The 24,688-nt window shown below is 61.8% G+C and carries 23 protein-coding genes; 11 read left to right on the top strand and 12 right to left on the bottom strand.

Features of this window, described 5'->3' with window-relative positions; all coding sequences use genetic code 11:
- Nucleotides 1-21: 21 nt before the first annotated feature.
- From ACFQ95_RS13665 to ACFQ95_RS13650, 4 genes are all read right to left on the bottom strand, one after another.
- Entirely contained in the window at nt 22-339 is a 318-nt protein-coding gene (locus ACFQ95_RS13665) for a BON domain-containing protein (RefSeq protein WP_422831776.1), read from the bottom strand.
- Nucleotides 340-537: 198 nt separating this feature from the next.
- Complete coding sequence (locus tag ACFQ95_RS13660; RefSeq protein ID WP_422831774.1) at nt 538-813, bottom strand: hypothetical protein; 276 nt, start codon at nt 811-813, stop codon at nt 538-540.
- A 39-nt stretch (nt 814-852) separates the two neighbouring features.
- Nucleotides 853-1,017 (bottom strand): DUF1328 domain-containing protein, encoded by a 165-nt coding sequence (locus ACFQ95_RS13655; RefSeq protein ID WP_422831772.1) that lies wholly within the window; start codon nt 1,015-1,017, stop codon nt 853-855.
- A gap of 211 nt (nt 1,018-1,228) precedes the next feature.
- Complete coding sequence (locus ACFQ95_RS13650) at nt 1,229-2,611, bottom strand: CHASE3 domain-containing protein (RefSeq protein WP_422831771.1); 1,383 nt, start codon at nt 2,609-2,611, stop codon at nt 1,229-1,231.
- A 179-nt stretch (nt 2,612-2,790) separates the two neighbouring features.
- On the opposite strand from ACFQ95_RS13650, the gene ACFQ95_RS13645 reads away from it, so the two are divergent.
- Nucleotides 2,791-3,423, top strand: a complete 633-nt coding sequence (locus ACFQ95_RS13645; RefSeq protein ID WP_422831770.1) for a response regulator — start codon at nt 2,791-2,793, stop codon at nt 3,421-3,423.
- Nucleotides 3,424-3,559: 136 nt separating this feature from the next.
- Here the strand turns inward: ACFQ95_RS13645 and ACFQ95_RS13640 are convergent, their stop codons facing one another.
- Complete coding sequence (locus tag ACFQ95_RS13640) at nt 3,560-3,940, bottom strand: response regulator (protein WP_422831769.1); 381 nt, start codon at nt 3,938-3,940, stop codon at nt 3,560-3,562.
- Nucleotides 3,941-4,207: 267 nt separating this feature from the next.
- Here ACFQ95_RS13640 and ACFQ95_RS13635 point away from each other — a divergent pair, with 267 nt between their 5' ends.
- Both ACFQ95_RS13635 and ACFQ95_RS13630 read left to right on the top strand, forming a co-directional pair.
- Nucleotides 4,208-5,422, top strand: a complete 1,215-nt coding sequence (locus tag ACFQ95_RS13635) for an MFS transporter (RefSeq protein WP_422831768.1) — start codon at nt 4,208-4,210, stop codon at nt 5,420-5,422.
- Nucleotides 5,423-5,633: 211 nt separating this feature from the next.
- A complete protein-coding gene (locus ACFQ95_RS13630) occupies nt 5,634-6,389 on the top strand; it encodes a sulfite exporter TauE/SafE family protein (protein ID WP_422831767.1) in 756 nt (251 codons plus the stop codon).
- Nucleotides 6,390-6,445: 56 nt separating this feature from the next.
- On the opposite strand, the gene ACFQ95_RS13625 is transcribed toward ACFQ95_RS13630, so the two are convergent.
- A complete protein-coding gene (locus tag ACFQ95_RS13625; protein WP_422831765.1) occupies nt 6,446-7,180 on the bottom strand; it encodes a glutathione S-transferase family protein in 735 nt (244 codons plus the stop codon).
- Nucleotides 7,181-7,372: 192 nt separating this feature from the next.
- Between ACFQ95_RS13625 and ACFQ95_RS13620 the strand changes: the two genes are divergently transcribed.
- The 6 genes from ACFQ95_RS13620 (at nt 7,373) to ACFQ95_RS13595 (ending at nt 12,786) form a co-directional block, all read left to right on the top strand.
- Nucleotides 7,373-8,221: an N-formylglutamate amidohydrolase gene (locus tag ACFQ95_RS13620; protein WP_422831763.1), complete on the top strand. Its 849-nt coding sequence runs from the start codon at nt 7,373-7,375 to the stop codon at nt 8,219-8,221.
- Nucleotides 8,221-9,348 (top strand): NAD(P)/FAD-dependent oxidoreductase, encoded by a 1,128-nt coding sequence (locus ACFQ95_RS13615; RefSeq protein ID WP_422831761.1) that lies wholly within the window; start codon nt 8,221-8,223, stop codon nt 9,346-9,348. Before ACFQ95_RS13620 ends, ACFQ95_RS13615 begins: the two co-directional genes overlap by 1 nt.
- Nucleotides 9,345-10,454: a diguanylate cyclase gene (locus ACFQ95_RS13610; protein ID WP_422831759.1), complete on the top strand. Its 1,110-nt coding sequence runs from the start codon at nt 9,345-9,347 to the stop codon at nt 10,452-10,454. The genes ACFQ95_RS13615 and ACFQ95_RS13610 overlap by 4 nt, the downstream gene beginning before the upstream one ends.
- A 63-nt stretch (nt 10,455-10,517) precedes the next feature.
- Nucleotides 10,518-10,979, top strand: coding sequence for a surface-adhesin E family protein (locus ACFQ95_RS13605; RefSeq protein WP_422831758.1), 462 nt, complete (start codon nt 10,518-10,520; stop codon nt 10,977-10,979).
- Between the two features lie 306 nt (nt 10,980-11,285).
- Complete coding sequence (locus ACFQ95_RS13600; RefSeq protein WP_422831756.1) at nt 11,286-12,473, top strand: DUF3182 family protein; 1,188 nt, start codon at nt 11,286-11,288, stop codon at nt 12,471-12,473.
- A gap of 67 nt (nt 12,474-12,540) precedes the next feature.
- Nucleotides 12,541-12,786 (top strand): hypothetical protein, encoded by a 246-nt coding sequence (locus tag ACFQ95_RS13595; RefSeq protein WP_422831755.1) that lies wholly within the window; start codon nt 12,541-12,543, stop codon nt 12,784-12,786.
- A gap of 81 nt (nt 12,787-12,867) precedes the next feature.
- Here the strand turns inward: ACFQ95_RS13595 and ACFQ95_RS13590 are convergent, their stop codons facing one another.
- Nucleotides 12,868-13,923 (bottom strand): quinone-dependent dihydroorotate dehydrogenase, encoded by a 1,056-nt coding sequence (locus ACFQ95_RS13590; protein WP_422831753.1) that lies wholly within the window; start codon nt 13,921-13,923, stop codon nt 12,868-12,870.
- A gap of 44 nt (nt 13,924-13,967) precedes the next feature.
- On the opposite strand from ACFQ95_RS13590, the gene rpiA reads away from it, so the two are divergent.
- Complete coding sequence (rpiA, locus tag ACFQ95_RS13585) at nt 13,968-14,660, top strand: ribose-5-phosphate isomerase RpiA (protein WP_422831751.1); 693 nt, start codon at nt 13,968-13,970, stop codon at nt 14,658-14,660.
- 72 nt (nt 14,661-14,732) lie between these two features.
- Here the strand turns inward: rpiA and ACFQ95_RS13580 are convergent, their stop codons facing one another.
- From ACFQ95_RS13580 to ACFQ95_RS13560, 5 genes are all read right to left on the bottom strand, one after another.
- Entirely contained in the window at nt 14,733-15,398 is a 666-nt protein-coding gene (locus ACFQ95_RS13580) for a glutaredoxin family protein (RefSeq protein WP_422831749.1), read from the bottom strand.
- 41 nt (nt 15,399-15,439) lie between these two features.
- Entirely contained in the window at nt 15,440-17,497 is a 2,058-nt protein-coding gene (locus tag ACFQ95_RS13575) for a M3 family metallopeptidase (RefSeq protein WP_422831747.1), read from the bottom strand.
- Nucleotides 17,498-17,587: 90 nt separating this feature from the next.
- A complete protein-coding gene (gene folD / locus ACFQ95_RS13570) occupies nt 17,588-18,445 on the bottom strand; it encodes a bifunctional methylenetetrahydrofolate dehydrogenase/methenyltetrahydrofolate cyclohydrolase FolD (RefSeq protein WP_422831745.1) in 858 nt (285 codons plus the stop codon).
- 85 nt (nt 18,446-18,530) lie between these two features.
- Nucleotides 18,531-19,154 carry a response regulator transcription factor gene (locus ACFQ95_RS13565; protein WP_422831743.1) on the bottom strand — a complete coding sequence of 208 codons (624 nt, stop codon included), beginning with the start codon at nt 19,152-19,154 and terminating at the stop codon, nt 18,531-18,533.
- A 4-nt stretch (nt 19,155-19,158) separates the two neighbouring features.
- Nucleotides 19,159-21,729, bottom strand: a complete 2,571-nt coding sequence (locus tag ACFQ95_RS13560) for a PAS domain-containing sensor histidine kinase (RefSeq protein WP_422831741.1) — start codon at nt 21,727-21,729, stop codon at nt 19,159-19,161.
- A 197-nt stretch (nt 21,730-21,926) separates the two neighbouring features.
- Between ACFQ95_RS13560 and aceE the strand changes: the two genes are divergently transcribed.
- A complete protein-coding gene (gene aceE / locus ACFQ95_RS13555; protein ID WP_422831739.1) occupies nt 21,927-24,632 on the top strand; it encodes a pyruvate dehydrogenase (acetyl-transferring), homodimeric type in 2,706 nt (901 codons plus the stop codon).
- Nucleotides 24,633-24,688 lie beyond the last annotated feature (56 nt).

Here is a 24,688-nt window from a genome sequence, read left to right as displayed (position 1 = left end):
AACTGAAACGGCGGGCTGCGGTCAGGGGCGCACGACCAGCTTGTTTTCTACGCCAGTAACGCCCTTGACACTGCGCGCGAGGGTTTCAGCCTGCGACTTTTCGGCACCGGACTTGGCAAAACCAGCCAGCGACACCACACCCTTCAAGGTCTGCACATTGATGGCGCCGGCATCTACCGTTTTGTCGCCCACCATCTTGGCCTTCACTTCGGTCGTGATGGTGGAGTCGTCCACATAGGAGCCAACAGATTGTTGGTTACGTGCGACGGAACAGCCAGTGGCGGTGACGATGGTGATGCCTGCCATGGCAGCAAAAACAAGTGCACGAGCGTATTTCATAGTTATTCCTTCTTTGTGACTACAGTGCCTGGGTTAGAAAAACTGACCGGTCTGTGGCACCACCCCGACCGATTGCATGGTGTTTGGAAAAGCCATGCGGCTTGATGAATTGACTTTGCGCTGAGGCCTTTGATCTAGCGCTTTCATAAAAAGAACCCGCCTTGCCTGCGCGGTGGAACATCTTGCAGCGCCGGGCTGTCAAGGTTGCGAGCGCAAGGCCCACAGCGCACCTACTGCCAAGGCGCCGGCCGCGGTCGCCACCATGATGGCGCTCAAGGGGCGTTCGACAACATACTGGCGCGCGCATCGGGCCGTGCTTTCTGCCATGCCGCATCCGGCTCGGGCTTGTACCCCGGCGTCGACCACGGCTTGTTCGGCCGACTGCAAGACGCTGTCCGACAGTTTGCGCCCAGCCGTCTTGACCTGGTGCGGCTGCTCCTTGGCGGCAGGTGTTTGAGATTCGAAAAACGGCATGGTGTTGGCTCCTTGCGGTGTGATCTACTGGCCCGGTCGTCAGCCGCGTTTGAACAAGCTGATGACGAAGGTCACCACAGCCATGATGGCGAAGATCAGGAACAGGATCTTGGCGATCTCGACAGCGCCAGCGGCAATGCCACCGAAGCCGAAGACGGCGGCAATCAGGGCGATCACCAAGAACACGACTGAATAGTGCAGCATCTCGAGCTCCTTCTAGGGCTGCGCCCTTTTGTGGGTTGCGGGCACTCGGATTCGAATGACCTGACGCAAGCTTAAGGGCGGCCCCAAAGGGCTCGCATCGGCAGGAAGCGGATCAGCACGTCAGTGGCTGCGCGCCGCCTTTGTAGGCTAAAACCCGCACACAAACCACTTCAATACACGCAAGCCCGGTGAACGGAATGGCCGCTGGCGCTTAGCCTTCGGTCGGGCTGTCGACGGCTGGTGTGGGCTTGAGAACCGGCAGCACGGCCAGAACCAGCGTGCCTTTGCGGGTGCCGGAAGAGGGCGGCGATTCAATGTCCAGTGTGCCGCCGACGGCTTCCACGCGGTGCCGCATGCCTGCCAAGCCGTGGCCGGAACTCGTGAGCTTTGTGTTGAAACCAACGCCGTTGTCATACACACAGACCCTGAGCTTGGCGCCTTTGACGGTGAGACTGACCTCAATTTCTGTGGCCTGGGCGTACTTGTAGATGTTGGTGAGCGACTCCTGCACCAGCCGGTAGATGATGAGTTCTATGCCGTCCTCCAGCTCCACCGGTTCAAAGTTGACCGCGACCGGAATCGCGGAACGCTCGCTGAACTCGCGCGTCAAAATATCCAGCGAGGCCAGCAGACCGAGGTTGAACAGGGCCGAAGGGCGCAGGTCCTCGATGATGCGCCGCTTGAGTGCGATCACGCTGTTGAGGGACTCCGACAAGTGCTGCAGCCGCTCGACAATTTCCGGGGCTGCCGGCGCCAGCTTGGACTTGAGCCGCGCCACGTCGAGTTTGGCGGCGGTCAGCAAGGCGCCGAGTTCATCGTGCAGTTCGCGCGCCAGGTGACCGCGTTCCTGCTCGCGCACGGTCTGCAAGTGAGTGGCCAGCTCGGCCAGCGAAGCGGTGCGGTCTTTCACCAGTTGGCCCAACTGGTCACGCTCTTTCTGCAGGTTTTCCTGTTCGCGCAGATTGAGTTCGTGCACCACGCGGGTTTGGCGCAGATACATGTAGAACGCCAGCAAACCCACCAAAGCGACCAGCGCAATGCCTATGCGTGACAACAGCAGGGAGCGGTTGATCTGATGTTGCCCGCTGGCGACGGCCGACTGTGTGCGCTCTATCATGGCCAGCGACTGGTTGCGAATGGCGTCCATTTGCTCGCGCCCCACGTCGGTGGTCAACACAAACTTCCAGGCGTCGTCGTTGCCTTGCATGCGTAGGCGCACGCTGACATCCATTTCAGACAGTTTGCCTTGCACCGAACGCGAGAGTTGCGTAAAACTCGGCAAGTCCTGTGAATGAGCGGTGTAGAAGGATTGCAGTGTCTCCAGGTTTTTCTGCAATTCACCAGTGGCTCTTTCGTAGGGCTTGAGGTAGCCAGCATCGCCTGTCAGCAGATAACCACGTTGGCCGGTCTCGGCGTCCACCATCAATTGCAGTAGTTTGCTCAACTGGTTGGCGTTTTGCTGGGCCTCGGTGATGTTTTTCAACGCAGCCACCGAACGCACGTAGCCGGTTTCGTTGATGCCTACCAGCAGTACCGCAGCCAGTATGGCCAGCGGCAGGCTGATGGCCATTTTGGGAATAGAGAGTCGTTTCATGACGCGCAGGGAAGGGGCGCCGCTTGGACGGCGCCGAGGTTGGTGGGGAGCCCGATGGCTAAGGGCCGAATTTTGCAGAACAATGGAGAGGACCGTTGGCGGCAAAATCGGTTCAAAGTTCGGCGCGATAAAAGAAGTTGACTGGTCGCATTCGACCTAACGAGTTGTGAGAAATTGAGATGATCAAAATTGGAATCGTGGATGACCACGCCATCGTGCGTTCCGGCTTGCGCCAATTCTTTTCCGAGCAGGTGGACCTGCGCGTGGTGGGCGAGGCGGCCAGCGGGCGCGAGGCCATCGATCTGGTGCGTAACGAAGAGATGGACGTGTTGTTGATGGATTTGTCCATGCCCGGCCAGTCCGGCCTGGATGTGCTGGCGATGATCCGCGCCAAAGCACCCGACCTGGCGATTCTGATCCTCAGCGGTTATCCCGAGGAGCATTACGCCATGAACCTGATTCGCCAGGGCGCGAGTGGTTACCTGAACAAGGAATGTGATCCTTCGGAGATCGTGAATGCGATTCGCACCGTGTCGCTGGGGCGGCGCTATATCACCCCTGCCGTGGCCGAGTTGCTGGCCCAGCAGATCAACCGCAAGGGCGACGCGCCAGCGCATGAGCAGTTGTCTGAACGTGAGTTCCAGGTGTTCCTGAAGTTGGCCAAGGGTGAAACGGCGGGTGACATTGCCGACGCTTTGTCGCTGAGCGTCAAGACCGTGAGCACCTACCGCACGCGCCTGATGGAAAAGCTCAACCTGACCACCAACAGCGATCTGACCTACTATGCGCTGAAGAACAAGCTGATCGATTGATCGCCAGATTCTGGACAGCGGAAAAAGCCGAATGCAGAAGTTGCATTCGGCTTTTTCTTTGGGTCTTGAGGTGTGCACGTAGCCTTGAAGGTGACGGCGGTGGGGTGAACGGGAATCGGCCGACGCTGGGCCGACATCAAGGCGTTTGCGCCGCCTGGTCGACACAAAAGTCGATCAACGCATCAATCTCATTGGATTTGTCGAACACCGCGTCGACACCCAACTGCAGGCAACGCTGGCGAATGTCAGCGGTGGCGTAGTTGCTCAGCACCACCATTTTCTGGTTGGGTGCGCGTTTGCGGCAGGCGGAGAGAACGCCGAGTCCGCTACCTTGTTTTAAGAAAAGGTCGACAATGGCAAGGTCCCATCCTTGCGTATTGCCGGTCAGCCAAGAGGTACCACCATTTTCTGATTCTGTGGTGCCCACCACGCTGACGCCGGCCAATTCTTCAAGAGTGGCGATCAAATTTTCGCGGATCGTCGGACTGTCTTCGACGATGTATGTTCTAAGTCCCACGATGAACCACTCTTCTTGTGTTGGTCAGAAGCCCTGTCAGCCGCCGTCTTCGGCTGGTGCTGTAAGGCCTCAAAAAAATACGAATACGCATGCTTGCCATCTTGCCCTGTATTCGGTTTTGATTCTGCCAGTGCCCACGGCACTCGCTTGTAAGACCTGGCCTACAGAACCACACATTTTCTGGTCTATTTCAACCCGCATGAGCGCCTTTATTTTGCGTCGCCGTGCCACTGTTTTCCGTCTTCAAAAACTGCTGCCTAAAAGAATATGTCCGATGCTGGTTTAGCGGCGCTGTTGCGCCAACGCGCCTATGTGCGCATGTGGGTTTCTCGATTGTTTGGCACGGCCGGCCAGCAGATGTTGATGGTGGCCATTGGTTGGCAGATGTATGACCTGACGGGCAGTGCCTGGGACCTGGGCCTGGTGGGGCTGTACCAGTTTGCGCCGGCGCTGCTGCTCACCCTGGTGGCCGGGCATGTGGCCGACAGGGTGCACCGCGGCCGTATCGTGGCCGCGTGTATGGTCACGCAGGCGGCGGTTTCGCTGCTGCTGGTGTGGTCTACCCATGGCCACTGGGTGCACCGCGACCTGCTGCTGGCCTTGTCCGTGGCCTTGGGTGTGGCGCGGGCGTTTCAAATGCCGGCCCAGCAAGCGCTCACGCCCATGCTGGTGCCGCCGAACATGCTGGCGCGCGCCATGGCGCTGAGTTCGGTGGGCACGCAGTCGGCGGTGATTGGTGGCCCGGCTCTGGGTGGGGTGATTTTTGTCGCCGGCGCCAGCGCGGTGTATGGCACTTGCGCCGTGTTGTTCGGTGTGGGCTGCATTCTGGTGGGCGGCTTGCGCTACGACCACGTACCGCCGCCACGCGAGCCTATTTCCATGCACACGCTGCTGGCCGGGGTGCGTTTCATCTGGGAGCGCAAGCCGGTGTTGGGCGCGGTGTCGCTAGACCTGTTTGCCGTGCTGCTCGGCGGCGCCACGGCGTTGTTGCCGATGTTCGCCAAGGATATCCTGCACACCGGGCCCTGGGGGCTGGGCTTGCTACGCGCTTCGCCTGCAGTGGGCGCCTTGCTCACATCGGTTGTGCTCACACGCTGGCCGCTGCAACGCCGCGTGGGGCGCACCTTGTTGTTGGCAGTCGCCGTGTATGGCCTGTGTATGGTGAGCTTCGGGCTGTCGCCCTACCTGTGGTTGTCCATGCTGGTGCTGGCGATTTCAGGTGGTGCCGACATGGTCAGTGTGGTGGTGCGCCAGACCCTGGTGCAACTGGAGACGCCCAACGAAATGCGTGGACGCGTGAGCGCGGTCAATTCCGTGTTCATTGGGGCCAGCAACCAACTGGGTGAGTTCGAGTCGGGCGCCACGGCGGCGCTGCTGGGGCCCGTGGGGTCGGTGGTGCTGGGCGGCGTCGGGACGCTGCTGGTGGCGGCGTTGTGGCTGCGCCTGTTTCCGTCTTTGGCCAACCGTGACCGCATGTCTTGAGTGGCCACAGGAATGTAGATGGAATGGGCGTTTGCGTAGACAGGTAGAGCGTAGGGTGCTTCCGAATTCATAGCTTTGCCGGTGGTTTCAATCAAGCGGCCCAGGCCATAGCCGTGGCCACAGCAGTGTGATGTAGCCGAACTGAATCCGGGGGCTGGCCTCATGGCTTTTGTGCAGAGTCAATTGCCAACAAGCGCAAGCAAGGAGACATATGGTGTGGATTTACCTGGTGGTGGCGCTGGGCGCCGCGGTAGCCGGTTTTGTGCAGGGGCTGTCGGGCTTTGCCTTTGGCATGGTGGCGATGTCGTTTTGGGCCTGGGTGCTGGAGCCCCGGCTGGCGGCCACGTTGGCGGTGTTTGGTGCGCTCACCGGGCAGATCATCGCGGCGATGTCGGTACGGCGCGGCTTTGATGCCAAGCGTTTGCTGCCGTTTGTGTTCGGCGGGCTGCTAGGCGTGCCGCTGGGGGTGTGGTTGCTGCCGCGCCTGGACATGGATACTTTCAAGGCTGCGCTGGGCACGCTGCTGGTGCTTTGGTGCCCGGTGATGCTGATGGCCAAGAGCCTGCCGCGTATCCGCCGTGGTGGCCGGTGGGCCGACGGTGCGGTGGGCGCGGCGGGTGGGGTGATGGCCGGCATAGGCGGCTTTAGCGGTACCTTGCCGACCTTGTGGTGCACGCTGCGGGGCCTGGAAAAAGAGGCCCAACGCGCGGTGATCCAGAACTTCAATTTGTCCATGCTGTTGGTGACCATGGGCACCTACATCGGCGCCGGCATCGTCACGCGCGACCAGTTGCCGTTCCTGGCCATCGTCGCGGCGGCCATGTTGTTGCCCGTGTGGCTAGGCGCCAAGCTCTATATCGGTCTCAGCGAGGCCCGTTTCCGGCAGATCGTGCTGGGGCTGCTCACCGTCTCCGGCGTGGCCCTGTTGGCCGCGTCGGTGCCGCGTTTGCTGGGGCGGCTGGGCTAGGCGCTTGGCAGGCTGTTGCCGTGTGTGACGAGGCTTGAGCGCCGCTTACGAGCCGCTTAAGTGCCTTCGTCGACCTCCGGCGCGGGGGGCTCGGGGTCGTTGTCGCCAAACAAGGCTAGCCGCGCCTGCGCACTCAGCACGGGGGCGCGCAATTCCTGGCCCAGGTTCAGGCCGCGCTGCACAGCCTCGCGTGCCGATACCTGGTTATACCAACGCTGAACGTGAGGGAAGTTTGCCAGGTCGATCTCGTGCCCGGTGTGCAGCCGTACCGTGGGCAAGATGGCGATGTCGGCAATGCTGAACTCGGCGCCCGCCACATAGGCGCCGGTTTTCTCGAGTTGCGCTTCCAGTACCACATAGAGGCGATGCACCTCGCGCGTGAAGTGGTCCACCGCGTAAGCGTTTGCGCCGCTGTCCGAGGGGGCATAGCGGCGAAAGTGGATGTTCTGCGCGCAGGCCGGCGACAGGTTGCCGTAGTGCCAGGCGAGCCACTGCAAGGTTTCATAACGCGCTGGGCCTGAGACCGGCAGAAAACGCTGGGTCTTCTCGGCAAGATAGGTCAGGATGGCGCCGCTTTCCACCACCGTGATCGGCGCAGCTCCCTCACCAGCCTGGTGGTCCACCACGGCGGGCATGCGGTTGTGCGGGCCAATCAAGGCCATGAACTCGGGTGTGAATTGCTCGCCCCGGCCAATATTGACCGGCACCATCTGGTAGGGCAGGGCGCACTCTTCGAGCATGATGGAAACGCGCCAACCGTTGGGTGTGGGCCAGTAGTGGAACTCGATCATGTGGCGTGTCGGCAAAGATGAGTAAAAACCTGTTGGCGAAAAACCCAGTATGCCCGCGTTGCCCATTTCCAGCCAAATGCCAGGGGTGGCGAAAAAAGGGGTTTCCAGGGGCTATTTTGTCGCTGTAAGAAGGATGCCGCTAGGGCTTTCGCCACCTGCGCTTAACACATTCGTCGGGCACAATGGCAATGAATGAATACCGTTTATCGATTCAAAGAGGGCGACTCGCCTCTCGTGCTCGATTCGCCTCACAGCGGCACCGACTACCCCAGCGACTTTGGATACGCGTGTGCGCTGCCGCTGCTGCGGCAAGCGGAAGACACCCATGTTGAAAAGCTCTACGACTTTGCCCCGGCCATGGGCGCGGCATGGGTGGAGGCGCTTTTTCCGCGCAGTTATCTGGATGCCAACCGCAACACCACCGAGATTGATGTCGACATGTTCGACGCGCCCTGGCCGCACCCGGTAGCCGAAGACCCCGCCGTGCTGGCCAAGGTGCGCCTGGGCAAGGGCCTGATCTGGCGCGCCACCGATGACGGCGTGCCGCTGTACCAGCGCAAGCTGTCGGTGGCCGAGGGCGAGGCACGTATTGCCAATTGCTGGCAGCCCTATCACGCGGCCGTGGCCGCGGCGATTGATGCGGCCCACGCACGGCACGGCTATTGCATCCATCTGAATTGCCACTCCATGCCGGCGATAGCCTCGCAATTTGCCACCGGTTTCCCCGGCGAGGCGCACGCCGAATTTGTGGTGGGCGACCGCGATGGCACGACCGCGCACCCGGCGCTGTCGCAACTGGTGTGTGAACACCTGCGTGGCCTGGGTTATGACGTGGCCTACAACCACCCCTACAAAGGCGTAGAGCTGGTGCGCCGCTACAGCCAACCCCAGGCGCAGCGCCACAGTCTGCAAATCGAAATTAACCGCAAGTTGTACATGAACGAAGAAACCCTGGAAATGAACGCAGGCTTCAACGCCTTGCAGGCCAACCTGAAGTCGCTGGTCGCCTTGTTGCTTGAAACCGACCCCAGGGCCTTGTGATGGACCGCGTCGAATGTGTGGTGATAGGCGCCGGTGTTGTCGGCTTGGCGGTGGCGCGCGCCCTGGCTTTGTCTGGGCGTGAAGTGATGGTGCTGGAAGCGGCGGATGCCATAGGCACAGGCACCAGTTCACGTAACAGCGAAGTGATCCACGCCGGCATTTATTACGCCCAAGGCTCGCTCAAGGCCAAGCTGTGTGTGCAGGGCAAACAGCTGCTCTACGACTACTGTGTCGAGCGCGGCATTGCGCATAGACGTTGCGGCAAACTGATTGTGGCCACGTCCGAGGCGCAGTTGCCGCAATTGCAGGGCATCATCGCCAAAGCGGCCGCCAACGGTGTCGACGACCTGGTGTTGCTGAGCGCCGAAGAAGCACGCGCCATGGAGCCCCATCTGGCTTGTGTGGGCGCGGTTTATTCGCCCAGCACGGGTATTGTCGACAGCCATGCGCTGATGCTGAGCCTGCTAGGTGACCTTGAGAACGCCGGCGGCATGTTGGCACTGAATTCGCCTCTGAAGCAAGCGCAGTGTGCGCAAGGTGCTATTGTCTTGGTAGCGGAAGACGGCACCGAGCTTGAAGCCGATTGGGTGGTCAACGCCGCCGGTTTGTCGGCCCCGGCTTTGGCCAGCCGCTTTGCCGGCCTGGCCGCCGAACATGTGCCCAGCGCCTACTACGCCAAGGGCAATTACTTCACCCTGAGTGGCCGCGCGCCGTTTTCGCGCCTGGTGTATCCCGCACCCGAAGCCGCTGGTTTGGGTGTGCACCTCACGTTGGACATGGGTGGCCAGGCCAAGTTTGGCCCGGATGTGCAGTGGGTCGACGACCCCGCCGACCTGCAGGTCGACCCGCGCCGCGGCGACGGCTTTTACGCCGAAGTGCGCAAGTATTGGCCAGGCCTGCCCGATGGCGCGCTGCAACCCGGCTACGCCGGCATACGGCCGAAGATCCAGGCCCCGCATGAGGCCGCCAAAGACTTCGTGATCCAGGGCCCGGCCGTGCATGGCGTGCCCGGTTTGGTCAATCTTTTTGGTATCGAATCGCCTGGGCTGACAAGCTCACTGGCGATTGCCCAGCAGGTCCTGGCCTGCCTGCAGGCGCCCGTGCAAGCCCAGCCAGGCGCGCGATGAACCAGGGCTTGAGTTCGCCGGTGCAAGCCGCGCCGCAGGCCGGACGTTTGCCCGGAGACGGGCGGCGCGTGGGGCGGGCCTTTTGGGTAATGGTGCAGCGTGTGGTCGTGATGGCGGCGTGTGTCGACGTCCTGCTGTTCATCTTGTTCCACCTGCTGGACTCGCCATTTCTGGCCTGGATGAATGTGGCCAGTGTTGCCATCTACGCCGTGGCCTATGCGCTGCTGCAGCGGCGGCGCAATGTTCTGGCGCTGGTGTTGATCTGGGCCGAGGTGCTGGGCCACGCCGCCATAGGCACCATGCTGATAGGCTGGGGCGCGGGCTTTCATTACTACCTGATGATGTTCATTCCGGCGATTGTGGTGAGCAACGCGCCGCGTCGGCAGGCGGTCTGTCTGGTGTTGCTGCTGCTGGCGTTTTATCTTGGGCTGGACATGGCGGCCGAAGCCTATGGCCCGTGGACGCCATTGAACCGCTGGGGTGTTCATGTGGTGAACGCGTTCAATGTGAGCATTGTGTTTGCCATGTTCTCCTACGTCGCCCACGTGTACCGCAATGCGGTGGTCCATGCCGAGCAGCGCCTGCATGAACTGGCCACGCGTGATTCACTCACCGGCCTGTCGAACCGGCGCCATTTCCTGGCCTTGGCCGAACATGCGATGGCGCGTGCCCACCGCCACAAACGCCCGTTGGCGCTGGTGTTGATCGATATCGACCACTTCAAGCAGATCAACGACATCCATGGCCACGACGCCGGGGACAAAGTGCTGGTGCGCGTGGGCGAACTGCTGCGCCGCACCTGCCGCGAAGAAGACATTGTTGCGCGCTGGGGCGGTGAGGAGTTTTTGCTGATGCTGCCCGACAACGACCACGCCGGCGCCCAAAAGTTGGCTGAACGTTTTCGCATCGTGGCACAAGACCAACGCCTGACCCTGGACCTGCGTGCGCCGGATGCCGTCATCACCGAGCAAGGCATTTCGTTCACCGTGTCCTTGGGCGTCACCGAGGTATTGCCCTATGAGGCCTTGAACGACGCCATCGCCCGCTCGGACAAAGCGCTTTACAGCGCCAAGACCGGCGGACGAAACCGCGTGGTGGTGGTTTGACGGCCGCAAAAAGCAATGTGATCAAACGGTTTTGCTGCTGGTGCTTGGCCTAAACTCCAACCTATGACCACCGGGAAACACCTTCTTGCCGCTGCCGGCCTCTGGCTGCTGTCGCTGTGCGGCAATGCGGCGGCTCCGGTGGTCGAGCCCATCTGGCTCACCATCCTGGGCGATCCGCTGGACCCGCTGAGCGAGACCGTGCAGGTCGATGTGACCAGCGCCGTGGTCTTTGACACTTCGCGCCTGGTCAGCATCCGGGCCAACCGGTCACAGGATCGCATGGCCCGGGACGGCCAGGCATTTCGCTCCTATGTGTCCTCCGTGATGATCGACTGCGAAACCGGTGTGGCGCGGCACCGCTCGCAGATGTTGTATGCCGGGCCGCTGTGGACCGGCAGCATGCGCAGCGTGGTCTACGACGAAAAAGATGTGCGTATGCTGGCCTTTCGCGACATGGCGGCAAACCCAAAAGATCGCATCGTCAAGGCCGCGTGCAGCATCAACACGGTCAAAAAGAGCAAATAACGTAGCCTGGCGCAGCCCCTCAGGCGGTGTTCGAGTCAATCCCGGGTTGTGCCGCGCAGTTGCGGCAACACACCCTCTCTTGACCGACAGCCCTATCGGACAAGGCTTACACCGCAGGCCCTCACGGCCCTCAACAATGGCGCTCAGATGAAAACCTGCTCCACGCCAGGCTTTAGCTTCAGTTGATGAAGTCCCGGCGGCCAGACGTTTTCTGCTGAACTTTTGCGTGCATGCATCCCGCTTATCTTGGCGGGCCGGGCACAAAAACTGCGTGTATTTTTTGCCTTGGTTTTGAAGGGGTGTTCCATGTTTGTCGAGACCTTGCAGCGTTCCGCCATCCGATCGCCCTTGCGTTCGAACGAAGATCTGGGCGTGGTCATGCCCTACACCCAGGGACTGCCAGGCCAGCAAAAGGGCCACGAAGCTGTCACCCGCAGGGAAATTGCGCGGCGCATCGCGCGGCTCAAGGGCTACCGCTTGGCGGATGAATTGCCGCAGCCCAGCTGGCCAGAGCGAACCTACTTGGTGCCCTGCGAAACCCTGGTGGGCCTGGACCACGCACAGTCCTTGGGCATTCGCGGCGCGGATGATTTTTTTGGTGGCCTGGTGCCCGAGGCTTTTGTCGCCAGCAAGGCCATCAGCCACCCGCTTTATTCACCCGAGGCGGTAGCGCCTAGAGGCTGGAGCCCCGACTTCTACCCCATGGTGGCCAAAGCGGTGCTGCCCGGATACACCGCCTTTTCTCGTGAAGATGCGGCACTGGCGGCGGAACGGCTGCTGCCGCTGGGGGCGATGCGCATCAAGCCGGTTTCAGCCGCCGGTGGGCGCGGGCAAACCGTGGTGCACGACCGCACGGCGTTTAATGCGCTGCTGGCGGTCATGGACAACCAGGAGCTGCGCAGCCACGGGGTGGTGCTGGAGCACGAGTTGTCCGACGTGGAGACCTTGAGTGTGGGGCAGGTGTCTGTGGCTGGCATCGTGGCCAGCTATTTTGGCCGTCAGCTGTTGACGCCAGACCAGCACGGCGCCCTGGTCTACGGCGGCGCCGATCTGATGGTGGTGCGTGGCGGCTTTGACGTGCTGCTGGCCACACTGCCGTCGGGGGCCGTTCGTACCGCAGTGGAACATGCCTTGGTCTACGACATGGCTGTCAGAGCCTGCTTTCCCGGGTTTTGTGCCTCGCGTGCGCACTACGACGTGGTGCATGGCTTCAATGCCGTTGGACAGCGCTGCTCCGGTGTGCTGCAGCCGTCGTGGCACATGGGGGCTGCGTCTGCCGCGGAGATGGCTGCATTGGAGGCATTCCATGCGGACAAGGGTCTCAAGACCTTGCGAGCGAGTTGCTTTGAGAAGTTTGGGCCGTACCAGGCGCTGCCCGAATATGCCGTGGTGTATTTTCAGGGCGAGGACCCCGATCTGGGCCCGCTCACCAAATACGCAGTGCTGGACCTCGATGGCTACAGCAGCAGCCTGCCCGCCAGCACACTGCGCTGAACGTGGTCGGGCTTAACTCTGCCTCAATCTTCAACCGTATCGCCGATTTCACTTCTGGGAGCATCTGATGGAAGCCGTTTTGCTGAGTTACCTCAAACAACTTGATGGCAGCATCGAGAGTGCCGGTGCGCCGGTCACCGAGTCTTGTCCGGTGATGATCGACTATGTGGCCAAGCTGGTGGATGGTGGTTATCTGGACGCCAAGATACTGCCCTCATTCCCAGGTGAGGAGGGCGGCCCGGTGATAGACGTGGCGGTGGTCTATAGCACCACCGACAGCGGCCGGGCCTTACTGGAACGTGTCAAGGCCTGAACACCGCATGAACGCCGCCGGCGCCCGGGGTCCGCTTCGTGCCCGCGCCGCCAAAGGCGCTAGCGGGCTTTAAAGCGGTCGTTACTTGCGGTGTTGCCGCAAGGTTTCGGCCGCTTGGCGCACCAGGGCGGGGCCGCGGTAAATCAAGCCGGTGTAGATCTGCACCACGTCCGCGCCCGCATCGATCTTGCTCTGTGCGTCCTGCGCCGACAACACGCCGCCGACCCCGATGATGGGATAGTTTTTGCCCAAGGCCGAGCGCAACTGGCGTATGACCCGGTTGCTGGCCTCGAGCACGGGGGCACCGCTCAGTCCGCCGGCCTCTTCGGCATGTGGCAGACCGGCCACGGCCTCGCGGCTCAAGGTGGTATTGGTGGCGACCACGCCGTCCATGCCGTGGCGCTGCAATGTGGCGGCAATCACCTGCACCTGCTCCTCGGTCAGGTCGGGGGCGATCTTGACGAAAATCGGCACGCGTTTGCCGTGCTCGGTGGCCAGGGTTTCACGCCGTTCTGCCACGGCCGACAGCAACTGGTCCAGCGCCTCGTCGCTTTGCAGGGCGCGTAGGTTCTTGGTGTTCGGGCTGGAAATGTTGACCGTGACGTAGTCGGCATGGGGGTAGACGCCGGCCAGGCCTATGAGGTAGTCGTCGGTTGCCTGCTCGATGGGGGTGCTGGCGTTTTTGCCTATGTTCAGGCCCAGCAGCATGGGTTTGCCCGGGTGCTGCTGGCGAAACCTGGCGCGGCGCACATTGGCGATAAAGGCGTCCAGCCCTTCGTTGTTGAAGCCCAGGCGGTTGATCAGCGCCTGGCGCGCGGGCAGGCGGAAGATGCGTGGCTTGGGGTTGCCGGCTTGGCCCTTGGGCGTGACCGTGCCGACCTCGGCAAAACCAAAACCCATGGTGGCAAACGCGTCTATGCAGCGTGCGTTTTTGTCCAGGCCCGCCGCCAATCCCACGCGGTTGGGGAACTGCAGGCCGGCCAGGGTGATGGGATCGTCCACACGTGTCTGGCAATAGGCCCATTGCAGCGGTGTGCCCTGGGCCATGGCGAGGCTGTTGAGCGTCAGCTCATGCGCGGCTTCGGCGTCCATGCCGAACAGGAAAGGACGGGCGAGCCCGTAAGGAATCAGAGACATTGGATAATTCAGGCTGTAACTTATAGCAACCCGGATTCTCCCAGATGAACTCACCCGCTCCCGTTTTGTCTCAAGATGCCCTGAAAACACTCGTTGGCGAGGCTGCGCTGCAGTACGTTGTGCCCGGCGAAATCGTCGGTGTGGGGACCGGCTCCACCGTCAACAAGTTCATCGATGCGCTGGCCACCATCAAGGACCAGATCAAGGGTGCGGTGTCCAGTTCGGTCGCCTCTACCGAGCGCCTGCAGGCCCTGGGCATCAAGGTGTTTGAGGCCAGCGAGGTGGAAGAGCTGTCGGTCTACATCGACGGCGCCGACGAAATCGACCACCAGGGCCACATGGTCAAGGGTGGTGGCGCTGCTCTCACACGCGAAAAGATTGTCGCCGCACAGTCGCGCAAGTTTGTCTGTATTGCCGATGCCTCCAAGCTGGTGCAGACGCTGGGCCAGTTTCCGCTGCCGGTGGAAGTGATTCCCATGGCCACGGCCCACGTCATGCGCCGTTTTGCGGCCATGGGCGGCCAGGCCGCAGTGCGCCAGAAAAACGGCCAACCACTGGTGACCGACAACGGCCAGCACATCGTCGACGTGACCGGCCTGGCTATCACCGACCCACTGACCTTTGAAACCGACGTGAGCCAATGGCCTGGCGTTGTCACCGTGGGTGTGTTTGCGCACCAGAAGGCGCATGTGTGCCTGTTGGGCACGGCCGAAGGTGTGAAGACGCTGACGTTCTAAGCTGCAACGCATCTAAGCATCCAAACAAAACGCCCGATCAAGTCGGGCGTTTTGTTTGGGGCGAAGCGTTTGCTAGAACTGAATGCCGGTCGGATTGCTTGGCGACGGGGCGTTGCGCGGCTGCGGGTCTTGTGGTGGCGCTTGCGGCGCATTGGCTTGCGGCGCGGCAGCCGGGGCGGCCTGCTCAGGCGCCTTCACAGCGACCAAGGGTGTGGCCGCAGGACGGCGGTAGTTGGTCGGCAACTGCGAGGTCTTGGGGTAGCCGGCCGCGTCGAGGTATTGCGTCCATTCCAGATCCGAAAAGCCCTTGAGCTGCTGGCCGCCAATGGTGCCAAACGGCAGGGCGTTGTCGTTGCTGATGCGTTGCAGCGCGTCGTTGTCTTCATTGCTGCTGACGGTGCGCTCGCTGTACGGCACGCCCCGGCTGTTGAGCAGATTGCGTGCGCTGTTGCAGGGCGCGCAGTCTTTGCTGGTGTACAGCGTGACCGGGTACTGCCGCGCCACCTGCTGCAGCGCGTAGGGCAGCACATTGCCAGTGCCGGCGCTGTTGGCGGCGGCTTCGGCGCGGGTATCCACACTGGCTTTGGCCGGCGAACTGGGCGGCGGGGGACGATCAGAAAACGTCACCTTGCCGTCCGGCCCGACGATGCGGTAGACCGCCTGGGCCATGGCGCTATGGCCTGCCAGCAACAACATCGTGGTGGCCAGCAGGGGCAATAGCTTCGGGGGCAAAGGCATCAGCAACTCCAGAGATTGAGCAAAAACCGGCGTTTAATAAATCAGGCCATGCCTTGGTGGCGCAGCAGGGCGTCCAGCGAGGGCTCACGCCCACGGAAGGCCTTGAACGACTCCATCGCCGGGCGGCTGCCACCGGCTTCCAGAATGGCCTGACGGTATTTTCGGCCGGTTTCTATGTTTGGCAAGCCGTCAGCACCCGCGGTTTCTTCAAACGCGGCATAGGCATCGGCGCTTAGCACCTCAGCCCACTTGTAGCTGTAGTAGCCAGCGGCGTAGCCACCGGCGAAGATGTGGCTGAAGGTGTTGGCGCTGCGGTTGAACTCGGGCACGGGCAGCACCGCCACTTCTGCGCGCACCTTGCGCAGCAGCGGCATGAAGTCCAGGTCGGGTGCATGTTCGGTGTGCAGCAACATGTCGAACAGCGAGAACTCGATCTGGCGCAGGGTTTGCAGGCCGCTTTGGAAGTTCTTCGCGGCGGTCATCTTGTCGAACAGCTCGCGTGGCAAGGCGGCGCCGGTCTGCACGTGGGCGGTCATGTGTTTGAGCACGTCCCATTCCCAGCAGAAGTTCTCCATGAACTGGCTGGGCAGCTCCACCGCATCCCATTCGACGCCGCTGATGCCCGAGACATCGCGCTCGTTCACTTGGGTCAGCATGTGGTGCAGGCCGTGGCCAAACTCGTGGAACAGCGTGGTCACATCGTCGTGTGTCAGCAGTGGCGGTTGGCCGCCCACACCTTCGGCGAAGTTGCAGACCAGTTGCGCCACGGGGGTTTGTAGCGTGTGGGTGTCGGGGCGCAGCCAGCGGGCGCGCACATCGTCCATCCAGGCGCCACCGCGTTTGCCGGTGCGGGCCGAGGGGTCGAGGTAGAACTGGCCGACGAGTTGCGGCTTGCCATCGGTGCTGCCTGCGGCTGCAGGGCGCTCGATGCGGTAGAACTCGACCGAGGGGTGCCACACCGGCGCGTGATCGCGGCGGATAGACACTTCAAACAGTGTTTCTATGATCTTGAACAGGCCGGCCAATACCTTGGGCGCGGTGAAGTATTGCTTCACTTCCTGCTCGCTGAAGGCGTAGCGCGCTTCCTTGAGCTTTTCGCCTATATAGGCCCAGTCCCAAGGCTGCGGGTCGGCCAGGTTCAGGTTTTGTGCCGCGAACTCGCGCAGATCAGCGGCGTCCTTGAGGGCGTAGGGGCGGGCGCGTGAGCCCAGGTCGCGCAGGAAGTGGATCACTTCGTCGGGCGACTTGGCCATCTTGGGCACCACCGACACTTCACCAAAGTTCTTGTAGCCCAGCAATTGCGCTTCTTCATGGCGCAGTGCCAGGATTTCGCGGATCAGCGCGCTGTTGTCAAACTTCAGCGCATCGGCCGGGGCCTGGTCGGAGGCGCGTGTGGCGTAGGCGCGGTAGAGCTTTTCACGCAGGGCGCTGCTGTGGGCGAACTGCATCACCGGCAGGTAGCAGGGCAGTTTCAGCGTGATCTTGTAGCCTTGTTTGCCATCGGCCTTGGCGGCGGCGGCTGCGGCTTCGAGCACGTCATCCGGCACACCTTGGACTTCATCGGCACCGGCGTAGTAGGCGTAGGCGTCGGTCGCGTCCAGGGCGTTTTCGCTGAACTTCTGGCTCAACTCGGCCGCGCGTTCTTGAATCGCCGCGAAGCGTTCCTTGGCCGCACCCGTGAGTTCGGCACCGCTGAGCACGAAGTTGCGCACGGCGTTGCGCTGTGCCTGGGCTTGCTCGGGGTTGAGCTTGGCCGGGTCCATGGCCTTGTACTTGGCGTACAGGCGCTCGTCCGCGCCCAGGCGGGTCCAGAACTCGGTGACGATGGGCAGGGCGGCGTTGTAGGCGGCGCGCAGCTCAGGGCTGTCGGCCACGCTGTTCAGGTGGCTGATGGCGCCCCAGGCGCGTCCCAGTTCTTCGGTGGCCACGTCCAGGCTGGCGGACATCGCATTCCAGTCGGCCGGGAAGTCTGCTGCGGTGACGGTTTCAAGCGCCTTGTCGGCCTTGGCCAGCAGCACTTCTATGGCAGGGGCCACATGCTCGGGCAGGATCCGGTCGAACAGCGGCAGGTCGGAGAAGTCGAGTAGTGGATTGTTCATAGTCTCAAAGTGGCGACGATGGGGGTGGCTTCAAGGGCTTAGAACTGGACTTCGGCAGGCTGGTTTAGTTCCTGCCGTTGTGGGCCAACTTCAGACGGATTTGGAGGCGTTTTCAGCGGCCGTGAGGGTGTTGACCAGCAGCATGGCACGTGTCATGGGGCCTACGCCGCCGGGCACGGGTGTGATCCAGCCGGCGACTTGCTTGACGCCGTCGAAGTCGACATCGCCACACAGCTTGCCTTGGTCATTGCGGTTCATGCCCACGTCGATGACCACGGCACCGGGCTTGACCATGTCCGCCGTCAGTATGTTTTGTTTGCCCACGGCGGCGACGATGACGTCGGCCTGCAGCGTCATGGCTTTCAGATCGGGTGTGGCGCTGTGGCAGATGCTGACGGTGGCGTTTTGCTGCAGCAGCATCAGTGCCATGGGTTTGCCGACGATGTTGCTGCGGCCAATGACCACGGCGTGTTTGCCGCGCAGGTTGTAGCCAATCGACTCTATCATCTTCATGCAGCCAAACGGCGTGCACGGCCAGAAGCCCGGTTGGCCGACCATCAGCGCGCCGGCGCTGGCGACGTGGAAGCCGTCCACATCTTTCGCCGGGGCGATGCGCTCAATCACCTTGTGTGCGTCCATGTGTTTGGGCAGCGGCAGTTGCACCAGGATGCCGTGCACGGCGGCATCGTTGTTCAGCTTGTCGATGTGGGCCAGCAAGGCGGCTTCCGTCAGGTCGGCGGGAAAGCGTTCCAGCGTGGCTTCCAGGCCGGTTTGCTGGCTGTCGTTGACCTTGTGCTTTACGTAGACCTGGCTGGCCGGGTCTTCACCGACCAACACAATCGCCAGGCGCGGCGTGATGCCACGGGCCTTGAGCGCCTGGGTGCGGCCGGCGACGTCGGTACGGATGGATTGGGCGAGGGCGTTGCCGTCTATGAGTGCTGCGGTCATGGTTTGAAATTTAAGTAAAAACGCCCGCTAACGTAAGGTGGGCGGGCGTAAGGTGCTACTAATGTAGTAGTGAATTTGCGTGGCGTTACTTGGGGTTCTGTTGCCCCAGGGCGATCTTCAGCAGGTCGGCCACGGTATTCGCGTTGAGCTTTTCCATGATGTTGGCGCGGTGCGCTTCCACCGTCTTGATGCTGATGCCCAGGTCGTCGGCAATCTGCTTGTTCAGGCGGCCGGCGACGATGCGCTCCAGCACCTGGCTTTCACGCGACGTGAGTTTGGACAACAAGGCGTCGCGGCTGGCGGCTTGCTGGTGGTCGGTGAAGTTGACCTTGGCGTGTTCGAGCATGCGTTCGACCAGGCTTACCAGTTCGTCTTCCTTGAACGGCTTCTGGATGAAGTCCATGGCGCCTTTTTTCATGGTGTCGACTGCCATGGGCACGTCGCCATGGCCGGTGATGAAGACGATGGGCAGCGGCGAGCGGCGTTCCATCAAGCGGTCTTGTAGTTCCAGGCCCGTCATGCCGCCCATGCGGATGTCGACTATGAGACAGGCTACCTCTCGGGAGTCATAGCGGCTTAAAAACGATTCGGCGGAATCGAAGCAGCGGACACGGTAGTCCTTGCCTTCGAGCAGCCACTGCAGCGAGTCGCGGACGGCTTCGTCGTCATCAACCACATACACAGTGCCTTTTTTCGGAATCAAACTCATGCAGTCACTCCGGGGTCATGGTGGGAGAGGCTGGAGCGTCAAGCGCCACAGCAGGAACAGTCGGAACACTTGGGGCACTAGGGAGATTGGGCTTAGCCAGCGGTATCCAGAAGGAGAACCTGCACCCTATACCCTCCGAGCCATTGTAGAGGTTCTGCGCCTGCATTCTTCCGGCGTGTGACTCGATAATGCTGCGGCACAGATTCAGGCCCATGCCCATGCCCGAAGCCTTGGTGCTGAAGAAGGCTTCGAACAGGCGATCGCGCACTTCCGGCGCCAGGCCGGCACCGGTGTCGGTCACCGAAAACTCCACACCTTGCTGGTCCTGGTCGGTCTTGGGCAAGACGCGCAATTCGATGTTGCGCTGGGCGGTGGGGCGTTGCGCCGAGTCAATCGCTTCGGCGGCGTTGCGCAGCAGGTTGACCAATACCTGTTCGATGAGGATGGGGTCGACCATCAGCTTGGGCAGGCGTGCGGCCAGGTAGTGGCTCAGGCGCACATTGCGCCGGCGCAGTTCGATGCCGGCGAGCTCGATGGATTCGTCGACGATGTCTTCGATGGTGGAGAGTGTGCGCTTGGGTTCGCTGCGTTTCACAAACGACTGGATGCGCTGGATGATCTGGCCCGCGCGCTGCGCCTGGCGCGCGGTTTTGTCGAGTGCCGCGAGCAGATCTTCCTGGCTGATGCCCTGGCCCTTGATACGCGAGCTCATGCCGCTGCAGTAGTTGGAGATGGCGGCCAGCGGCTGGTTCAGCTCGTGCGCCACGCTGGACGCCATCTCGCCCATGGTGATCAGGCGGCTGGAGGTTTGCGCGCGCTCGGTCTGCAGCGTGTACTGCTCTTCGGCGCGGCGTCGCGGCGTGATGTCGGTGGCAATCACCATCTGCACCAGGCGGCCGTCCACCCAGGTGAGGTAACGCGAACGCACTTCCAGCCACTTGCCCAGGCCGGGCGAGAAGATCTCCGAGCTTTCACTCTCGGTGTTGGTCAGGCTGTCGGTCGGCAGCCCGGCAAACGAGTCCACCTCGTCGCTGCTTTCGTCGTTGGCCGAGCTGTCTACGCCGGCTTGCGCCAGCAGTTGTTCGTGGCCTTCGGTCTGCACGCCAAACCACAAGCGGTAGAGCTTGTTGGCAAACAGCAGTTCGTGGCTGTTGAGCGGCGCCACGGAGACCGACGCGTCCAAGGCTTCGAGCACCGTGGTGAAGCGTTCGTACGAGGCCGAGAGCTGGGCGCGGATGCGGTTGGGCTCGGTGATGTCGGTCATCGAGGTCATCCAGCCGGTCTGTTTGCCCACGGCGTCGATCAAGGGGGAGACGTAGAGCCGCGCGTCAAAAATCGTGCCGTCGCGCCGCTTCACGCGCACCTGGAAGCCGCCGGGCGTGGAGCGGCCGTTGAGCTCGTCTTCCAGGCGTGCGGCCAGGTAGTCCACGTCCTCTTCGGGCCAGTAGGGGAAGGGGGCGGTGCGGCCCACCAGTTCAAAGTCGCTCCAGCCTGTCATCTGGCAGAAGGCCGCGTTCACATAGGTGATGCGGCCTTGCAGGTCCAGGGCCCGCATGCCGGTGGCCATGGAGTTTTCCATGGCGCGGCGGAAGTTGGTTTCGGCCATCAGCGCCTGCTGGGCTTGCAGCCGGCGGCGCGTGTGGCGCCAGTTGCCGATGAGCATCCAGGCGGTGAGCACACTCAAGGCGCCGACCAGCCAGAACAGGCCGCTGCCAATCACCCCCTGGGATGTGCGGTAGGCCTGGGCACGCAGCACCAGGCCATTGCCAACCGGCGACACCGGCACTTCATAAGACTCGGTCTGGGCCGACCACGGCAGGTAGCGGTTGCCGCCGGTGCGCTTGGGCAGCGCCGTGCCCGCCAGGGTCTGGCCACTCGCGCCCAACAGCGACACGGCGTACTTGGCTTGCACCTCGGCGGGTACACCGAAACGCAGCAAACCCTCGTTCGAGTATTCGGCCAGCAACATGCCGGAGAAACGGCCGCGGTCGCTGAGCGGAATGTGCAGTTGCAGCATGGCCGGGCCTTCGACATCGCCGGGCTGCGCATAGACTGGTTGTTGCAGATCGCGCGCCAGGCTGAACGTGCTTTCGGTGTCGCCCCCGGGCTGCAGCACCTGGTCCACCTTGCGCTCCTGCGCGGCGGCCAGGCTGGGTGATGAATAGGCGGCAATGATGCGCCGCCGCTCGTCTATCCAGCTCACGGTTTGTACTTCGGGGTGCTGGGCGATCAGCGATTCGGCGCGGCTGGTGAACTCCTGCGCGTCCACCTCTTCGTTCGAAATGTCGCGGCCAATGCGCATCAGCTGCTCTTGGCGCTCCAGCAGACGCAGGCGAATCTGCTGCTGGGTGTACTCCACATCGCGTTTTACCGCTTCCTGCTCGCGGTCGAGTTCCTGCAGTCGCAGGTACATAAAAGACGAACCTATGGCCGCAAAAAAAAGCAGCACCGCAATCAGCGGTGCCAGCATGGCGTAGCGATCTTGCCGGTGCGGCGTTTGTCTGCCCCACCAGCGTTTCCACCAGTTGGTTCGCTTGGGTGAGATGGGGTTCAGGGGCGTCGGTCGCGAATACATGTGAGCAGTGTAGGCGGGTGCGACCTGATTGAAATTCGGTCGAGTTGATTTGAGTATTGTTTCAACTACAAGATATTACATTGTGAAATGATCCCTCATATATTGAAACGAGAAAACAAATGTGAGAAACTCCGCGCGCCGGTCAAAATCATGATCGTTCCGTTCAAAATAGTGCAACACCCAAGAGGAGACAGCGCATGTCCGCCATACCCGAAAACGCACGTGGCTCTGCCGCCAACGACGTCGACCATCAGGAAACCCGTGAATGGATGGACGCTTTGTCGGCCGTCATCGCCGCCGAAGGCCCTGAGCGTGCCCACTCTTTGCTTGAGGAATTGCTCGAGCACGCCCGCCAAAACAGCATCGACATGCCGTTTTCCGCCAACACGGGTTATGTGAACACCATCGAGGCGGACAAGGAAGAGCGCTGTCCCGGCAACATCGAGATCGAAGAACGCCTGCGCGCCTACATGCGCTGGAACGCCATGGCCATGGTGGTCAAGGCCAACCGTCATCACCCCGTGGACGGTGGCGATCTGGGCGGCCACATTGGCTCGTTTGCTTCTTTGGCCAGCATGTTTGGCGCCGGCTTCAACCACTTCTGGCATGCCGAGAGCGAAAACCATGGCGGCGACTGCCTCTACATCCAAGGTCACGTATCGCCTGGTGTCTACGCACGTGCCTACCTGGAAGGCCGCCTGACCGAAGAGCAACTGCTGAACTTCCGCCAGGAAGTGGACGGCAAGGGTCTCTCCAGCTACCCGCATCCCAAGCTGATGCCCGAGTTCTGGCAGTTCCCTACCGTGTCCATGGGTCTGGGCCCGTTGATGGCCATCTACCAGGCACGCTTCCTGAAATACCTGCATGCGCGTGGCATCGCCAACACCGAAAACCGCAAGGTCTGGGTGTTCTGCGGCGACGGTGAAATGGACGAAGTGGAATCCCTGGGTGCCATCGGCCTGGCTGCGCGCGAGAAGCTCGACAACCTGGTTTTTGTCATCAACTGCAACCTGCAGCGCCTGGACGGCCCGGTGCGTGGCAACGGCAAGATCATCCAGGAACTCGAAGGCGAGTTCCGCGGCGCAGGCTGGAACGTCATCAAGCTGATCTGGGGTAGTGACTGGGATCCGCTGCTGGCGCGCGACAAAGACGGCGCCCTGCGCAAACTGATGATGGACACGCTGGACGGTGATTACCAGTCCTTCAAGGCCAACGACGGCGCCTACGTGCGCAAGCACTTCTTCGGCCGCGATCCACGTACCGCCGAAATGGTCGCCAAGATGAGCGACGACGAAATCTGGGCCTTGCGCCGTGGTGGCCACGACCCGCAAAAGGTCTACGCCGCTTTTGACGCCGCCGTGAAGCACAAAGACCAGCCGACCGTGTTGCTGATCAAAACCGTCAAGGGTTTTGGCATGGGCAAAATTGGCGAAGGCAAGAACAACGTGCACCAGACCAAAAAGCTGGCGGACGAAGACATCAAGGCCTTCCGCGATCGCTTCAACATCCCGATCCCAGACAGCCAGATCGCCGACATTCCGTTCTACAAGCCGGCCGACGACACGCCAGAAATGAAGTACCTGCACGAGCGCCGCAAGGCCTTGGGCGGCTACCTGCCACACCGCCGCGTGAAGGCCGACGAGAGCTTCACCGTGCCGTCGCTGGATGTGTTCAAGTCGGTGATGGACCCCACGCCAGAAGGCCGTGAGATCTCCACCACCCAAGCCTATGTGCGTTTCTTGACGCAATTGCTGCGCGACCAGGCCCTGGGCCCACGCGTGGTGCCGATTCTGGTGGACGAAGCGCGTACCTTTGGTATGGAAGGTCTGTTCCGCCAAGTGGGTATCTACAACCCCGCAGGCCAGCAGTACACCCCGGTCGACAAAGACCAGGTCATGTACTACAAGGAAGACAAGGCCGGGCAGATCCTGCAGGAAGGCATCAACGAAGCCGGCGGCATGTCGAGCTGGATTGCCGCCGCCACCAGCTATAGCACCAGCAACCGCATCATGGTGCCGTTCTACGTGTACTACTCGATGTTCGGCTTCCAGCGCATTGGCGATCTGGCCTGGGCAGCGGGCGACATGCAAGCACGTGGCTTCTTGCTGGGCGGCACCTCGGGCCGTACCACGCTGAACGGCGAAGGCCTGCAGCACGAAGACGGTCACAGCCACATCCTGGCCAACACCATCCCCAACTGCGTGAGCTACGACCCGACCTTCGCTCACGAAGTCGGCGTGATCCTGCACCACGGCCTGAAGCGCATGGTTGAGAAGCAGGACAACGTCTTCTACTACCTCACGCTGCTGAACGAAAACTACGCCATGCCTGGCCTCACGCCCGGCACCGAAGAGCAGATCATCAAGGGTATGTACCTCAGCAAGGCCGGTGGCACGCAAGCCACACGTGTGCAACTGCTGGGTTCGGGCACGATCTTGCGTGAGTCGTTTGCCGCACAAGAGCTGCTGGAAAAAGACTGGGGTATTTCGGCCGACGTCTGGAGCTGCCCAAGCTTCAATGAGTTGACCCGCGACGGCCAGGACGCTGAGCGCTACGCCTTGCTGCACCCGCTGGAAACCCCGCGCGTGCCGTTCGTGACCGAGCAACTGTCCAAGTCCACCGGTCCGGTGATTGCGTCGACCGACTACATGAAGGCCTACGCCGAGCAGATCCGCCCGTTCATCCCCAAGGGCCGTACCTACAAGGTGTTGGGCACCGACGGTTTTGGCCGCAGCGATTTCCGCAGCAAGCTGCGCGAGCACTTCGAAGTCAACCGCCACTACATCGTGCTGGCCACCTTGAAGGCTTTGGCTGAAGACGGCACAGTGCCAGTGGCCAAGGTGGCAGAAGCCATCACCAAGTACGGCATCAATGCCGACAAGATCAACCCGCTCTACGCTTGATGGACGCACCTTGCTGAGCCCCGCTGCACGCGTGCAGCGTGGTTCGGCACTGTTTT

The organism is Variovorax sp. HJSM1_2, from assembly GCF_049316285.1.
Classification (GTDB): Bacteria; Pseudomonadota; Gammaproteobacteria; order Burkholderiales; family Burkholderiaceae_C; genus Rhodoferax_B.
The sequence above is the reverse complement of the archived record's forward strand: the minus strand, read 5'-3'. Positions and strand labels throughout refer to the sequence as shown.

Bases quoted from the DNA above. Each gene is read 5' to 3' on its own strand.
- ACFQ95_RS13665 (WP_422831776.1), bottom strand. From the start codon at position 339: ATGAAATACGCTCGTGCACTTGTTTTTGCTGCCATGGCAGGCATCACC.
- ACFQ95_RS13660 (WP_422831774.1), bottom strand. From the start codon at position 813: ATGCCGTTTTTCGAATCTCAAACACCTGCCGCCAAGGAGCAGCCGCAC.
- ACFQ95_RS13655 (WP_422831772.1), bottom strand. From the start codon at position 1,017: ATGCTGCACTATTCAGTCGTGTTCTTGGTGATCGCCCTGATTGCCGCC.
- ACFQ95_RS13650 (WP_422831771.1), bottom strand. From the start codon at position 2,611: ATGAAACGACTCTCTATTCCCAAAATGGCCATCAGCCTGCCGCTGGCC.
- ACFQ95_RS13645 (WP_422831770.1), top strand. From the start codon at position 2,791: ATGATCAAAATTGGAATCGTGGATGACCACGCCATCGTGCGTTCCGGC.
- ACFQ95_RS13635 (WP_422831768.1), top strand. From the start codon at position 4,208: ATGTCCGATGCTGGTTTAGCGGCGCTGTTGCGCCAACGCGCCTATGTG.
- ACFQ95_RS13630 (WP_422831767.1), top strand. From the start codon at position 5,634: ATGGTGTGGATTTACCTGGTGGTGGCGCTGGGCGCCGCGGTAGCCGGT.
- ACFQ95_RS13625 (WP_422831765.1), bottom strand. From the start codon at position 7,180: ATGATCGAGTTCCACTACTGGCCCACACCCAACGGTTGGCGCGTTTCC.
- ACFQ95_RS13620 (WP_422831763.1), top strand. From the start codon at position 7,373: ATGAATACCGTTTATCGATTCAAAGAGGGCGACTCGCCTCTCGTGCTC.
- ACFQ95_RS13615 (WP_422831761.1), top strand. From the start codon at position 8,221: ATGGACCGCGTCGAATGTGTGGTGATAGGCGCCGGTGTTGTCGGCTTG.
- ACFQ95_RS13610 (WP_422831759.1), top strand. From the start codon at position 9,345: ATGAACCAGGGCTTGAGTTCGCCGGTGCAAGCCGCGCCGCAGGCCGGA.
- ACFQ95_RS13605 (WP_422831758.1), top strand. From the start codon at position 10,518: ATGACCACCGGGAAACACCTTCTTGCCGCTGCCGGCCTCTGGCTGCTG.
- ACFQ95_RS13600 (WP_422831756.1), top strand. From the start codon at position 11,286: ATGTTTGTCGAGACCTTGCAGCGTTCCGCCATCCGATCGCCCTTGCGT.
- ACFQ95_RS13595 (WP_422831755.1), top strand. From the start codon at position 12,541: ATGGAAGCCGTTTTGCTGAGTTACCTCAAACAACTTGATGGCAGCATC.
- ACFQ95_RS13590 (WP_422831753.1), bottom strand. From the start codon at position 13,923: ATGTCTCTGATTCCTTACGGGCTCGCCCGTCCTTTCCTGTTCGGCATG.
- rpiA (WP_422831751.1), top strand. From the start codon at position 13,968: ATGAACTCACCCGCTCCCGTTTTGTCTCAAGATGCCCTGAAAACACTC.
- ACFQ95_RS13580 (WP_422831749.1), bottom strand. From the start codon at position 15,398: ATGCCTTTGCCCCCGAAGCTATTGCCCCTGCTGGCCACCACGATGTTG.
- ACFQ95_RS13575 (WP_422831747.1), bottom strand. From the start codon at position 17,497: ATGAACAATCCACTACTCGACTTCTCCGACCTGCCGCTGTTCGACCGG.
- folD (WP_422831745.1), bottom strand. From the start codon at position 18,445: ATGACCGCAGCACTCATAGACGGCAACGCCCTCGCCCAATCCATCCGT.
- ACFQ95_RS13565 (WP_422831743.1), bottom strand. From the start codon at position 19,154: ATGAGTTTGATTCCGAAAAAAGGCACTGTGTATGTGGTTGATGACGAC.
- ACFQ95_RS13560 (WP_422831741.1), bottom strand. From the start codon at position 21,729: ATGTATTCGCGACCGACGCCCCTGAACCCCATCTCACCCAAGCGAACC.
- aceE (WP_422831739.1), top strand. From the start codon at position 21,927: ATGTCCGCCATACCCGAAAACGCACGTGGCTCTGCCGCCAACGACGTC.